Origin of the sequence: Nocardia sp. NPDC057663 (assembly GCF_042799895.1) — a bacterium.
GTDB lineage: Bacteria > Actinomycetota > Actinomycetes > Mycobacteriales > Mycobacteriaceae > Nocardia.
Genome location: NZ_JBHVHX010000022.1, coordinates 17,562 through 30,253, shown reverse-complemented (window position 1 = coordinate 30,253; position 12,692 = coordinate 17,562). Strand labels below are relative to the sequence as shown.

The following is a 12,692-nucleotide window of genomic DNA, read 5'->3' as shown; positions in this document are numbered from 1 at the left end:
ACTGCTTGTCAACGACTAGCGAGGTTTTCTCATGAACGACGACACTCCCGCCTGGTGGGATCTGCTCGACGACCAGGCCGCGGCCGTGGCCCGGATGATCGACCAGATCCTGCAGAAGCCCCTGCACGAGCTGGGGCCGGAGCAGGCCCGCGCGCTGGTGAACTCGGCCCCGTCCGCCGAGCCGATCACGTTGCTGGACCATGTCGGACAATTGACCGTGCCGACGCGTGCCGGCGCGATCGCGGCCCGCCTGTACCGCGCGGACGGTACGCCCCCCGAGAGCGCCGCGCCCGCCCTGGTCTACCTGCACGGCGGCGGTTTCGTCCTGGGCACTCTGGACGGCGCCGACGACCTGTGCCGCGCGATCGCCGCCGGATCCGGCTGGACGGTCGTGTCCCTCGACTACCGCTTGGCGCCGGAGAACCCGTACCCGGCGGCGCTGGAAGACTGCATCGATGCGTACACATGGCTGACCCGATCGGCGCCCGAGCTGGGCATCGACCCGGATCGGATCGCGGTCGGCGGCGACTCCGCAGGCGGCAATCTCGCCGCCGCCCTGTGCCTGCACCGACGCGAGGAGGGCAGCGCTCTGCCCGTGGCGCAGGTGCTCGCCTACCCCGCCGTCGACGACACGTTCACCAGGCCGTCGTGGTCGGATTTCGCCGACGCGCCGCTGCTCGGCGCCGCGGACGCGCGGTGGTTCTGGGAGCAGTACGCCGGTGCCGGCCACCCGGGCGGCGACTACCTCGCGGCGCCCCTGCGCGCGGAGTCCCTGCGCGATCTGCCGCCCGCACTGGTCATCACCGCGGAAGTCGACCCGATCCGCGACGACGCCGAGGCGTACGCGCAGCGGCTGCGCGGCGACGGCGTCGCGGTGACGTCGACCAGGTACACCGGCATCTTCCACGGCTTCTTCACCGAGGTCGCGGTGTTCGCGCAGGCCAAGCAAGCGATCGACGAGGTGTGCCAGTACCTGCGCGAGCTCGCGCGGAGCTAGCGGCGGCCCAGCGGTGTGCGCGATGAGCTGACGTCTGTCGACGGGCGGCAAGCTCCGGCGATAATTGGTGAGCCGCCCGTCATAGTCATATGATCATGATTGAACGCACACCGCTGCGCATGCTGGTCTCCACCGGGATAGCCGGTCACTGTGCCGCGCCACTACCCCGCGCCGACGGAGGAACGAAACCAGGAAAGGGCGGCAGTGCTTGTGGCACTGCCGCCCTTATTTCATTTCAGGCCCGGTCAGAGCGCTTTCACGATGTCTTCCACCCGGTCCTTCGCGTCGCCGAACAGCATCGCGGAGTTCTCCCGGAAGAACAGGGGGTTCTGCACACCGGCGTACCCGGAGGCCATGGATCGTTTGAACACGACGACATTGTCGGCCTCCCACACCGTGAGCACGGGCATGCCCGCGATGGGGCTGGCCGGGTCCTCCGAGGCGGCCGGGTTGACCGTGTCGTTGGCGCCGATCACCAGCACCACATCGGTGCCGGTGAAATCGTCGTTGATCTCGTCCATCTCCAGCACGATGTCGTAGGGCACCTTCGCCTCGGCCAGCAGCACGTTCATGTGGCCGGGCAGCCTGCCCGCGACGGGGTGCACACCGAAACGCACGCTCACGCCCCGCTCGCGCAGTGTGCGGGTGAGTTCGGCGACGCCGTGCTGGGCTTGGGCCACGGCCATGCCGTAACCGGGGGTGATGATCACCGAGTCCGCCCCGGAGAGCAGCTCGGCGACGCCGTCGGCGGTGATCTCGCGATGCTCGCCCAGGTCGGTGTCACCGGCCGGGCCCGCGGTGATGCCGAAGCCGCCCGCGATGACCGACAGGAACGACCGGTTCATCGCCTTGCACATGACGTAGGACAGGTACGCACCCGACGAGCCGACCAGCGCACCGGTGATGATCAGCAGATCGTTGCCGAGCAGGAAGCCCGAGGCCGCCGCGGCCCAGCCGGAGTAGCTGTTGAGCATCGACACCACGACCGGCATGTCACCGCCGCCGATCGAGGCAACCAGGTGCCAGCCGAGCAGCAGCGCGACCACGGTGATCGCCACCAAGGTCCACAGCCGCGGGTCGACGACGAACCACACGGTCAGCGCGGCGAACACCACCAGAGCGCCCACATTGAGGATGTTCTTGCCGGGCAACAGCAACGGTGCGGAGTTGATCCGCGCCGAGAGCTTCAGGTAGGCCACGATCGAACCGGTGAACGTCACCGCGCCGATGAACACACCGATTGCGACCTCGGCGCCGTGGATGCCCAGCAGCCCCTCGGCACGCAGCAGCTCGGCATCGGCACCGCCGGGATGTCGTTCGACATGCAGGTAGCCGTTCCAGCCGACCAGCACCGCCGCGAAACCGACGAACGAATGCAACAGCGCGATCAGCTCGGGCATCCCGGTCATCTCGACGATGCGGGCCCGCCACAGGCCGATCGCCGCACCCAGCGCGGTCGCGCCTGACAGCAGCAGTAGTCCGAGCGGCTCGATGTCGCGACCGATCGCCAGCGCGACGGTGGCGCCGAGGGCCACCGCCATCCCGGTGATGCCGAAGGTGTTGCCCATCTTGGCGGTATCGTGCCTGGCCAGGCCGCCCAGCGCGAGGATGAACAACAGCGCCGCGACGATGTAGGCCGAATTGGCCACGGTCTCAACGGAAATCATGAGAATTCACTCCGGGGTCGGGCGCAGCTCAGCTGCGGGAGAACATGGCGAGCATGCGGCGGGTCACCGCGAAGCCACCGAAGATGTTGATGCTCGCCAGCAGGATCGCCGCGAAGGACAGTCCCGTGATCCACGGATCGCCGTGCCCGATCTGCAGCAGCGCGCCGACCACGATGATCCCGGAGATCGCATTGGTCACCGACATCAGCGGGGTGTGCAGCGCGTGATGCACGTGGCCGATCACGTAGTAGCCGATCACGATCGCCAGCGCGAACACCGTCAGATGTCCCTGCAACGCGGGCGGTGAGATCGCGATCAGCCCGAACACCGCGGCCGCCGCGATCAGCACCAGCCCGATGCGGCGCCAAGCAGACATCGGCTCCTTCACCGGTGCCGGTTCGGGTGGCGCGGTGGGTTCGGCCGCGGGCTTCGCCGAGACGGCGACCGGAGGCGGAGGCCAGGTGACCTCGCCGCCGCGCACGACGGTGATGGAACGCTGGACCACATCGTCGAAGTCCAGGACCAGCCTGCCGTCCTTGCCCGGGGTCATCAGCTCGAGCAGGTTCGCCACGTTCGTGCCGTACAGCTGCGAGGCCTGCGCGGGCAGTCGACCGGCCAGATCGGTGTAGCCGATGATGGTGACGCCGTTGTCGGTGACGATCGCGCGGTCGGCGACGGTGCCCTCGACATTGCCGCCGTTCTGCGCGGCCATGTCGACGATGACACTGCCGGGCCTCATCGAGGCCACCATCTCGGCGGTGATGATGCGCGGCGCGGGGCGCCCGGGGATCAGGGCGGTCGTGATGACGATGTCCACATCGGCGCACTGCTCGGCGTAGAGCTGCGCCTCACGGGCCTTGTAGTCCCCGCTCATCTCCTTGGCGTAGCCGGTCGCCGACACTTCCGCCTCGGCGGAGTCGATCGAGAGATATTCTCCACCAAGCGATTTCACCTGGTCGGCGACTTCCGGCCGCGGATCGGTGGCGCGCACGACAGCGCCGAGGCTGCCCGCGGCGCCGATGGCGGCCAGCCCGGCCACCCCGGCACCGACCACCAGAACCTTGGCGGGCGGTACCTTGCCCGCGGCGGTGACCTGTCCGGTGAAGAACCGGCCGAACGCGTGCGCGGCCTCCACGACCGCGCGGTAGCCCGCGATATTGGCCATCGAGGACAGCACGTCCAGCGACTGGGCGCGCGAGATGCGGGGCACCGCGTCCATGGCCAGCGCCGTGATCGGCCGCTTGCCGAGGTCGGCGAGCAGCTCGGGATCGCTCACCACCCCCAGCAGGCTGATCACGGTGGCACCGGGGTTCAGGTCGTCGAGCTGGTAGGTGGCGGGCGCGTTGACACCGAGCACGATATCGGCGGCGCGCGCGTTGCCGATCGTGGCACCCGCCTCGACGTAGGCGTCGTCGGAGAACGACGCGAGGCTTCCCGCGCCGGTGTCGACCACGACCTCGTAGCCGAGCCGGACGAGCCGGGTGACCGTCGCCGGGGTGGCGGCCACCCGGGTCTCGCGCGGGCGTGCTTCCCGCAGAACACCGATGATCATGGTCCCGGCACCTCGACCAGGTCGGCCAGGTGCGCCCGGTGCGCACCGGCGGTGCCGAAGGCGAGCTGGTCGGCCTTGGCGCGCTTGAGGTACAGGTGGGCCGGATGCTCCCACGTCATGCCCATGCCGCCGTGGAGCTGCACCGCCTCTTCGCCCGCGTGGACCGCGAGGTCGCTGCAGAACGCCTGGGCTACCGCCGCCGCGACGGGCGCGTCGGCGTCGTCGGCGGCGAGGGTCGCGGCGGCGTAGCGGGCGGCGGCATTGCCGGACTCGACGGCGGTGTACAGATCGGCCAGCCGGTGCTTGACGGCCTGGAATCCGCCGACCACGCGACCGAACTGGCGCCGCTCCTTCAGATACGACACGGTCTCGTCGAGGCACCACCGCGCCACCCCGTACTGCTCCGAGGCGAGCAGGGCCGTGCCCGCGGCGAGTGCGCGGCGCACCGCGGCCTCGCCGTCGGCCACGACCAGTTCACCTGCGACACCATCGAACTCGATATCGGCGAGCTGACGGGTCATGTCGAAGGAGACGACCGGGGTGAGCTGGACCTCGGTGGACGACACCGCATACAGTGCGACGCCATCGGGACCGGTGGCAGGGACCAGCAGTACATCGGCCTCGAGCGCACCGGCGACGCTGGTGACAGTGCCGCTCAGCTGACCGTCGGCATCAGCCGAGATGGCGGGCAGCGCGGTGTGGGCAGCGGTGGTCAACGGGACGACCAGGGCGGCGGTCCGCGCCCCCGCCGCGAGCTGACCCAGCAGCGCCGAACCGGAGCCGAGCAGTGCGGTGGTGGCGACCACGGCACTGGTCAGGAAAGGCACCGGGGCGACGAAACGCCCGAGTTCTTCGAGCACGACCGCCGCCTCGCGGGCCGACGCGCCCGCGCCGCCGTCCGCTTCGGGGACGAGCAGCCCGGCCAGCCCGAGGTCGACCGCGATGTTCTTCCACAAGCCGTCGACCAGCGCGCGGTCGCCGTCGTAGAGGGCGGTGACCGCGCCGGGTTCGCACTGGGAGGTCAGCACCGAGCGCACCACGTTGCGCAGCTCGTCCTCGACTTCGGTGTAGAGCAGATCAACATCGGTCATCGCGCGACTTCTTTCCAGGGACGGTCCTTGTCGGTGCGCGGCTCGGCGGGCAGGCCGAGAATGCGCTCGGACACGATGTTTCGCAGGATTTCGGAGGTGCCGCCCTCGATCGAATTGCCCTTGGCCCGCAGGTAGCGGTAGCCCGCGTCGCGTGCGTTCATATCGACACGCTCCGGACGGACCAGGGTCCAGTCGGAGTAGCGCAGACCGTCCTCGCCGAGCAGCTCCAGCTCCAGCCCGGACAGCTGCTGAGCGATCCGGGCGAAGGACAGCTTCATCGCCGAACCCTCCGGGCCCGGCTGGCCCTGGGCCAGCTTCTGCCGCAGCCGCAGGCCGGTGAGCCGGGCGACCTCGGCATCGACCCACAGCCGCAGCAGCCGGTCGTGCAACTCCGGAGTCCGCAGCTGCGGATTGTCGCGCCACGTCTGGGCGACCACGCCGATGATCCCGGACTCGCGGGCACTGGCCTTGCCGCCGATCGCGACCCGCTCGGTGTTGAGGGTCGTGTTCGCGATGCGCCACCCGTCGCCCTCGCCGCCGAGGCGCTGGTCGTCGGGGACGCGAGCGTCGGTGATGAAGACCTCGTTGAACTCGGCCTCACCGGTGATCTGGCGCAGCGGTCGCACCTCGACTCCCGGCTGGGTCATGTCGATCAGGAAGTACGTCATGCCGCGGTGCTTGGGGATACCCGCGTCGGTGCGGGCCAGCAGGATCGCGAACTGCGCCAGATGCGCGCTCGAGGTCCACACCTTCTGCCCGTTGACGACCCACTCGCCGCCGTCGCGCACCGCACGGGTGCTGACATTGGCCAGGTCGGAGCCGGCGCCGGGTTCGCTGAACAGCTGGCACCAGATCTCCTCGCCGGTCCACAGCGGACGCAGGAACCGCTTCTTCTGCTCCTCGGTGCCGCAGGCCAGGATCGTCGGGCCTGCCATGCCGAGACCGATGACGTTGGCCATCGGATTGTTGTCCGGGGCGCCGGCCTGCTCGAAGGCGTGATCCACCTCGGCTTGCCAGGCGTGGGGCAGACCGAGACCACCGTGGCCCTCCGGGAAGTACACCCACGCCAGGCCCGCGTCGTAGCGAGCGCGCAGGAACTCGAGGCGCTCGGTGGTGGCGGGATCGTTGGCGGCGAGGAATTCCCCGATCCTGGTACGGAGTTCGTCGATGGTCATCGGGCCTCCCGCTGTCTGCGCAGCTCGTTCTTGGCCAGCGCGTTCTTGTGAACTTCGTCCGGGCCGTCGGCAAACCGCAGCGTACGGTTGCCCGCGTAGGACGCGGCCAGCGAGAAGTCCTGCGACAGACCGGCGGCGCCGTGCACCTGAATGGCCTTGTCGAGAATCCATTGCACGGTGGCCGGGGTGGCGATCTTGATCGCCTGGATCTCGGTGTGGGCGCCCTTGTTTCCGACGGTGTCCATCAGCCAGGCGGTCTTGAGCACGAGCAGTCGCAGCTGTTCGAGCTTGACCCGCGACTCGGCGATCCAGTCCCGGATCACCCCCTGCTCGCTGAGCGGCTTGCCGAAGGCGACGCGCTCGTCGGCGCGGGCGCACATCGCCTCGATCGCGCGCTCGGCGACGCCGATAGCCCGCATGCAATGGTGGATGCGGCCGGGGCCGAGCCGGGCCTGCGCGATGGCGAAACCGTCGCCCTCGCCACCGATCAGGTTGGCGGCGGGCACCCGCACATCGGTGAACGACAGCTCGGCGTGGCCGCCGTGCTCGTGGTCGTCGTAGCCGAAGACCTCCATGCCCCGCTCGATCTCCATGCCGGGGGTGTCGCGCGGGACCAGGATCATCGACTGCTGACGGTGCCTGCTCGCGGACGGGTCGGTCTTGCCCATCACGACGAAGATCTGCGCGTTCGGGTTCATCGCGCCGGTGATCCACCACTTGCGGCCGTTGAGCACGTAGTCGTCGCCGTCCCGCTCGATCCGGGTCGCGATATTGGTGGCGTCGGAGGAGGCCACATCGGGCTCGGTCATCGCGAACGCGGACCGGATCTGCCCCTCCAGCAACGGCTCGAGCCACTCCTTGCGCTGGGCCTCGGTGCCGAACTGCGCCAGCACCTCCATGTTGCCGGTGTCGGGCGCGGCGCAGTTGAGCGTGGCCGGGGCCAGATGCCCACTGCGGCCGGTGATTTCGGCCAGCGGCGCGTACTGCAGGTTGGTCAGCCCGGCGCCCTCCGCGCCGGGCAGGAACAGGTTCCACAAGCCGCGATTGCGGGCCTCGGCGCGCAACTCAGCCAGAATCGGAACCGAGTCCCACGCCCAGCGATTGTCGAGCTGGGACAGCTGCTCGCGGAACACCGGCTCGGCCGGGTAGACGTGAGTGTCCATGAAATCCAGCAGCGAGGAACGCAGTTCCTCGGTGCGGCCGTCGAAGGCGAAATCCATCAGCGGTACTCCTTCAGTGCGGTGAGGCCGGATTCGAGTAGGGGTTCCACCGCGGCACCCACTCCGGCGAAGCCCGCGCCCACGGTCTGGCCCTGCAGGTAGCGATAGTGCACGCCTTCGAGAATCGCGGCGAGCTTGAACGCGGCGAGCCCGAGATAGAAACCGAAGCGGGACATGTCGCGCTCGCTGCGCGCGGTGTAGTGGGCGATGATCTCGGCCTCGGTCAGGAACCCCGGTGCCGTCGACGCATCGGCAACACCCACCTCGCCCGTCGGCTCGGCAGCGAGCCGGCCGTAGACGATCATCAGCGCCAGATCGGTGAGCGGGTCACCGAGTGTGGCCATCTCCCAGTCGATCACGGCAGCGGCGCGGTCCCGGTCGTCGGCGAGAACGTTGTCGAGCCGGAAGTCACCGTGCACGATGCCCGCGGTGGACTCGGCGGGCACGTCGGCGGCCAACCGGGCGTGCAGCTCGACGGCTGCGGGCAGGTCGCGGGTGTGGGACGCGTCGAGCTGCTTCTTCCACCGGTTCACCTGGCGGGCCAGGAAGCCTTCCGGCCTGCCGAAGTCCGCCAGCCCGACCGCCGCCGGGTCGACCGCGTGCAGCGCGGCAAGGGTGTCGACGAGGCGGGTCGAAATCGCCCTGGTCCGTTCGGGTCCCAGCTCGGCCAGCTCCGCGGCGGAGCGGTACGGCGTGCCCTCGACGCGCTCCATCACATAGAACGGCGCGCCGAGCACGGCGTCGTCCTGGCACAGCGCGTACATCATCGGCACCGGCACATCGGTGTCCCGCAGGGCCGCCATCACATGGTATTCGCGGGCCATGTCATGGGCAGTGGCCAGCACATGACCCAGCGGCGGGCGCCGCACGATCCAGCGGGCGGTGCCGTCGGTGACCTCGTAGGTCAGATTCGACTTGCCACCCGCGATCACCGTGCCGCGCAGCGCGCCCGCCACGTCGACCTGGCCGCGCAGCCAGGTCGACAACCGGTCGAGATCCAGGCCCGGAAGGTCGGTCCGGAGCTCCATCAGGCCACCACGAGGGTCAGCGCCTCGACCACGCAGACCGGCTTGACGCCGCCTTCGCGCTCGACCGCGACCCGGGCGGTCACCAGGTACCCGGCGGCACCCGCCGCGACCGAGACCAGCTCGACCCCGGCGCGCACCGTCGAATCCACCGGCGCCGGCGCCGGAAAGCGCAACTTGTCGGAGCCGTAGTTGACCGCCATCTTCACGCCATCGACCCGGTACACCTGCGCGACCAGCAGCGGGACCAGCGACAGGGTCAGGTAGCCGTGCGCGATGGTCGTACCGAACGGGCCGGCGGCCGCCTTCTCGGTATCGATGTGGATCCACTGGTGATCACCGGTCGCGTCGGCGAAGGCGTCGATCTGCGACTGGGTGATGGTGTCCCACTCGGAATAGCCGAGATGGGACCCGACCGCGGCCTCGAGCTCGGCGACGCCCTGGAAAGTCCTCATGCCCTCGGCCCTCCCGCGACGTAGAGCACCTGACCGGAAACGAAACCGGCGCCTTCGCTGGCGAAGAACGACACGGCGTGCGCGATGTCGGCGGGCACACCGGTGCGCGCGACCGGGATCTCCTTGGCGGCACCGGCTTTGAAATCCTCGAACGGAATGCCGACCCGCGCCGCGGTGGCCGCGGTCATCTCGGTCTCGATGAAGCCGGGTGCGATCGCGTTCGCGGTGACGCCGAACTTGCCGAGCTCGAAGGCCAGGGTCTTGGTGAAGCCCTGCACGCCCGCCTTGGCCGCGGCGTAGTTGGCCTGGCCGCGGTTGCCGAGCGCCGAGGTGCTCGACAGGTTGACGATGCGGCCGAACTTGGCCTCGGTCATGTGCTTCTGCACCGCGCGGGTCATCAGGAACGACCCACGCAGGTGCACGTTCATCACGGTGTCCCAGTCGTCGGTGGTCATCCGGAACAGCAGGTTGTCACGGAGGACGCCCGCGTTGTTGACCAGCACGGTCGGGGCGCCGAGCTCGGCGACGACCCGCTCGACGGCCGCGGTGACGGCGGCCTCGTCGGCCACGTCGGCGCCGACGGCGATCGCCCGGCCGCCCGCGGCCTGGATCTGCTCGACGACCGGCTTGCAGGCGACCTCGTCGAGGTCGATCACGGCGACGGCCATGCCGTCGGCGGCAAGTCGGCGGGCTACGCCCGCGCCGATGCCACGGGCGGCGCCGGTGACGATCGCGGTCCTGGTAGGTGTGCTCATTCGGTATCTCCTGAAGTCGAAGGGTGTGTTCTCAGACGCCGCCGGTCAGCGTGACGCCGCCGTCGAGGACCAGTAACTGACCCGTGATCCACGCCGCGTCGTCGGAGAGCAGGAATGCCACCGCGCCCGCGATGTCCTCGGGCATGCCGAGCCGCTTGAGGGGGTAGGTCTCGGCGAGTTCCTGTTCGCGTCCCTCGTAGAGGGCGGTGGCGAACTTCGTCTTCACCACGGCCGGGGCGACCGCGTTGACCCGCAGCCGCGGGCCGAGCTCCACGGCCAGTTCCTGGGTGATGTAGGTGAGCATGGCCTTGCTGGCGCCGTAGAAGCCGATCCCCGGCGCGGGCTTGATCCCGGCCACCGACGACACGTTGACCACCGCGCCACCGTGCTCCGCCATCCACGCCTTGTGCACCTGCTGGGTCCACGACAGCGCGGCCAGGCAGTTGACCTCGATGATCTTGCGGGCCGCCTGCAGATCCATCTCGATCATCGGGCCGTACACCGGGTTGATCCCGGTGTTGTTGACCAGCAGATCGACGCTGCCGAACGTCTCGATCGCCCGGGCGACGGCGTCTTCCTGGTGCGCGGCGTCGTCGGCGCGGCCTGCCACGCCGAGCGCATGTTCGGGGCCGCCGAGCTGCTGGACCGCTTCGTCGAGGGCTTCCTGTTTGCGGGCGGTGATGACGACCTTCGCGCCGTCGTCGACCAGCCGCTGCGCGATGCCGAGGCCGATGCCGCGGCTGGCGCCGGTGACGATCGCGGTCTTGCCCGCGAAACGGCCGGTCACGACAGCCGCTCCAGCACCATGGCCATACCCTGGCCGCCACCGACGCACATGGTTTCCAGCCCGAACTGCTTGTCGTGGAAGCGCAGCGAGTTGATCAGGGTGCTGGTGATGCGGGCGCCGGTCATGCCGAACGGGTGGCCCACGGCGATGGCGCCACCGTTGATGTTGAGCTTGTCCTCGGGGATGCCGAGTTCGCGGGCGGAGCCGAGCACCTGCACGGCGAAGGCCTCGTTGATCTCGACCAGGTCGATGTCGTCGATGCTGAGACCGGCGCGGCGCAGTGCCTGCTTGGAGGCCTCGATCGGGCCGAGGCCCATGATCTCCGGCGACAGGCCGGAGACCCCGGTGCTGACGACGCGCGCGAGCGGGGTCAGGCCGAGTTCCCTTGCCTTGGTGTCGGACATGACAATCAGGGCGGCCGCTCCGTCGTTGAGCGCGCAGCAGTTGCCCGCGGTGACGGTGCCGTCGGGCCGGAACACCGGCTTCAGCTGGCTCACCGCCTCCAGCGTGACACCGGCGCGCGGGCCGTCGTCGGCGCTGACCACGATGCCGTCGGGCAGCGTGACCGGGGTGATGTCGGTGGCCCAGAAGCCGTTGGCGATGGCCTTTTCGGCGAGGTTCTGCGAGCGCACACCGAATTCGTCCTGCTCGGCGCGGGTGATCCCGGTGAACTGGGCGACGTTCTCCGCGGTCTGGCCCATGGCGATGTAGACATCGGGCAGTGCGCCGTTGCTGCGCGGGTCGGCCCAGGATGCGGCGCCACCGGCGGCGCGCTCGGCGGCGCGGGCGACCGCGTCGGCGAAGATCGGGTTCTGGGTGTCGGGCATGCCGTCGGCGTTGCCCTTGGTGAAGCGGCTCACCGTCTCGACGCCCGCCGAGATGAAGACGTCGCCCTCGCCTGCCTTGATGGCGTGCAGCGCCATGCGGGTGGTCTGCAGGCTCGACGAACAGTAGCGGTTGACGGTGGTGCCGGGGACGGTGTCGAGCCCGGCCAGCACGGCGACGGCACGGGCGATGTTGAAGCCCGACTCCCCCGCGGGCTGCCCACAGCCGAGGACGAGGTCCTCGATCTGGGTCGGGTCGAGGTTCGGCACCTGGGCCAGGGCTGCCTGCACCATCTGGACGGTCAGGTCGTCGGGACGCATGTCCTTGAGCGAGCCCTTGCCCGCGCGGCCGATCGGGGAACGGGCAGCGGCGACGATCACAGCTTCAGGCATCGAATCTCCCTTATAAGTAAGCGCTTGCTTAGTGGGTAAAATAGTGCAGGCGGCCCGGGTTACCGTCAATAGACAACCGGCCTCGAGCCCCTGTTAGCCACATCACACCGCCCGTGACCAGCGCCGCTCTACCGAGGCGAGATAATGGCGATCCCATGACCGACACCACCGAATCCCGCAGCGACTCGACCCGCGCGCGTCTGCTGGAAGCCGCCGTCGCAGCGTTCGCCGAGAAGGGCTTCAACGGGACAACGACGCGCGATATCGCCGGGGCCGCCGGCATGAGCCCGGCCGCGGTCTATGTGCATCACAAATCGAAAGAAGAGCTGCTCTACCTGATCTCACGATCGGGCCACGACGAGACACTCGACCTGATCCTGAAGGCGGCCGCGTCGTCCGACGATCCGGCGATCGCGCTGCGCACTGTCGTTCACGATTTCGCCGTGCACCACGCCCGCGGGCACACCGGCGCCCGGATCGTGAACTACGAACTGAACTCGCTGAGCCCCGAACACCGCACCGAGATCCGCGGCATCCGCCACCGGATCGATCAGACCATGCGCGACCTGGTCGAGCGCGGCATCCAGGCAGGCGTCTTCGACACCCCGGACGCGCGGATCGCGGCCACCGCCCTGCTCTCGCTCGGCATCGATATCGCGCGCTGGTACCGCGACGAGGGCGACTGGTCGCCGGAAGACATCGCCACGGCCTACGCCGAGATGGCGTTACGCATCGTCGGCGCCACCTGACT

12 protein-coding genes are annotated in these 12,692 nt (G+C 69.3%); 2 read left to right on the top strand and 10 right to left on the bottom strand.

Translation table 11 applies throughout. The features are described from left to right. Positions 1-31 precede the first annotated feature (31 nt). A complete protein-coding gene (locus tag ACFVAV_RS30365) occupies positions 32-997 on the top strand; it encodes an alpha/beta hydrolase (RefSeq protein ID WP_379039005.1) in 966 nt (321 codons plus the stop codon). A 245-nt stretch (positions 998-1,242) separates the two neighbouring features. Here ACFVAV_RS30365 and pntB read toward each other — a convergent pair whose 3' ends face one another. Genes pntB through ACFVAV_RS30315 form a run of 10 tightly spaced genes read right to left on the bottom strand, consistent with a single transcriptional unit; the run spans position 1,243 to position 11,941 of the window. Continuing rightward, positions 1,243-2,664 (bottom strand): Re/Si-specific NAD(P)(+) transhydrogenase subunit beta, encoded by a 1,422-nt coding sequence (gene pntB, locus ACFVAV_RS30360; protein ID WP_379039004.1) that lies wholly within the window; start codon positions 2,662-2,664, stop codon positions 1,243-1,245. 28 nt (positions 2,665-2,692) lie between these two features. Continuing rightward, entirely contained in the window at positions 2,693-4,216 is a 1,524-nt protein-coding gene (locus tag ACFVAV_RS30355) for a Re/Si-specific NAD(P)(+) transhydrogenase subunit alpha (protein ID WP_379039003.1), read from the bottom strand. Then, a complete protein-coding gene (locus ACFVAV_RS30350) occupies positions 4,213-5,307 on the bottom strand; it encodes an acyl-CoA dehydrogenase family protein (RefSeq protein WP_379039002.1) in 1,095 nt (364 codons plus the stop codon). The genes ACFVAV_RS30355 and ACFVAV_RS30350 overlap by 4 nt, the downstream gene beginning before the upstream one ends. Continuing rightward, complete coding sequence (locus tag ACFVAV_RS30345; RefSeq protein ID WP_379039001.1) at positions 5,304-6,482, bottom strand: acyl-CoA dehydrogenase family protein; 1,179 nt, start codon at positions 6,480-6,482, stop codon at positions 5,304-5,306. Before ACFVAV_RS30345 ends, ACFVAV_RS30350 begins: the two co-directional genes overlap by 4 nt. After that, complete coding sequence (locus tag ACFVAV_RS30340; RefSeq protein ID WP_379039000.1) at positions 6,479-7,702, bottom strand: acyl-CoA dehydrogenase family protein; 1,224 nt, start codon at positions 7,700-7,702, stop codon at positions 6,479-6,481. Before ACFVAV_RS30340 ends, ACFVAV_RS30345 begins: the two co-directional genes overlap by 4 nt. Beyond that, the gene (locus ACFVAV_RS30335) at positions 7,702-8,730 is read right to left on the bottom strand and encodes a phosphotransferase family protein (RefSeq protein WP_379038999.1); all 1,029 of its coding nucleotides are present in this window, start codon (positions 8,728-8,730) and stop codon (positions 7,702-7,704) included. The genes ACFVAV_RS30340 and ACFVAV_RS30335 overlap by 1 nt, the downstream gene beginning before the upstream one ends. Beyond that, positions 8,730-9,182 carry a MaoC family dehydratase gene (locus ACFVAV_RS30330; protein ID WP_379038998.1) on the bottom strand — a complete coding sequence of 151 codons (453 nt, stop codon included), beginning with the start codon at positions 9,180-9,182 and terminating at the stop codon, positions 8,730-8,732. Before ACFVAV_RS30330 ends, ACFVAV_RS30335 begins: the two co-directional genes overlap by 1 nt. Next, a complete protein-coding gene (fabG, locus tag ACFVAV_RS30325; RefSeq protein ID WP_379038997.1) occupies positions 9,179-9,937 on the bottom strand; it encodes a 3-oxoacyl-ACP reductase FabG in 759 nt (252 codons plus the stop codon). Before fabG ends, ACFVAV_RS30330 begins: the two co-directional genes overlap by 4 nt. Before the next feature lie 31 nt (positions 9,938-9,968). After that, complete coding sequence (locus tag ACFVAV_RS30320; RefSeq protein WP_379038996.1) at positions 9,969-10,724, bottom strand: SDR family oxidoreductase; 756 nt, start codon at positions 10,722-10,724, stop codon at positions 9,969-9,971. Then, positions 10,721-11,941, bottom strand: coding sequence for an acetyl-CoA C-acetyltransferase (locus ACFVAV_RS30315; protein WP_379038995.1), 1,221 nt, complete (start codon positions 11,939-11,941; stop codon positions 10,721-10,723). The genes ACFVAV_RS30320 and ACFVAV_RS30315 overlap by 4 nt, the downstream gene beginning before the upstream one ends. 155 nt (positions 11,942-12,096) lie before the next feature. Here ACFVAV_RS30315 and ACFVAV_RS30310 point away from each other — a divergent pair, with 155 nt between their 5' ends. After that, entirely contained in the window at positions 12,097-12,690 is a 594-nt protein-coding gene (locus ACFVAV_RS30310) for a TetR/AcrR family transcriptional regulator (protein ID WP_379038994.1), read from the top strand. Positions 12,691-12,692: the final 2 nt, after the last annotated feature.

Excerpts from the sequence above, each read along its gene's own strand:
- ACFVAV_RS30365 (WP_379039005.1), top strand. The coding sequence starts at position 32 with ATGAACGACGACACTCCCGCCTGGTGGGATCTGCTCGACGACCAGGCC.
- pntB (WP_379039004.1), bottom strand. The coding sequence starts at position 2,664 with ATGATTTCCGTTGAGACCGTGGCCAATTCGGCCTACATCGTCGCGGCG.
- ACFVAV_RS30355 (WP_379039003.1), bottom strand. The coding sequence starts at position 4,216 with ATGATCATCGGTGTTCTGCGGGAAGCACGCCCGCGCGAGACCCGGGTG.
- ACFVAV_RS30350 (WP_379039002.1), bottom strand. The coding sequence starts at position 5,307 with ATGACCGATGTTGATCTGCTCTACACCGAAGTCGAGGACGAGCTGCGC.
- ACFVAV_RS30345 (WP_379039001.1), bottom strand. The coding sequence starts at position 6,482 with ATGACCATCGACGAACTCCGTACCAGGATCGGGGAATTCCTCGCCGCC.
- ACFVAV_RS30340 (WP_379039000.1), bottom strand. The coding sequence starts at position 7,702 with ATGGATTTCGCCTTCGACGGCCGCACCGAGGAACTGCGTTCCTCGCTG.
- ACFVAV_RS30335 (WP_379038999.1), bottom strand. The coding sequence starts at position 8,730 with ATGGAGCTCCGGACCGACCTTCCGGGCCTGGATCTCGACCGGTTGTCG.
- ACFVAV_RS30330 (WP_379038998.1), bottom strand. The coding sequence starts at position 9,182 with ATGAGGACTTTCCAGGGCGTCGCCGAGCTCGAGGCCGCGGTCGGGTCC.
- fabG (WP_379038997.1), bottom strand. The coding sequence starts at position 9,937 with ATGAGCACACCTACCAGGACCGCGATCGTCACCGGCGCCGCCCGTGGC.
- ACFVAV_RS30315 (WP_379038995.1), bottom strand. The coding sequence starts at position 11,941 with ATGCCTGAAGCTGTGATCGTCGCCGCTGCCCGTTCCCCGATCGGCCGC.
- ACFVAV_RS30310 (WP_379038994.1), top strand. The coding sequence starts at position 12,097 with ATGACCGACACCACCGAATCCCGCAGCGACTCGACCCGCGCGCGTCTG.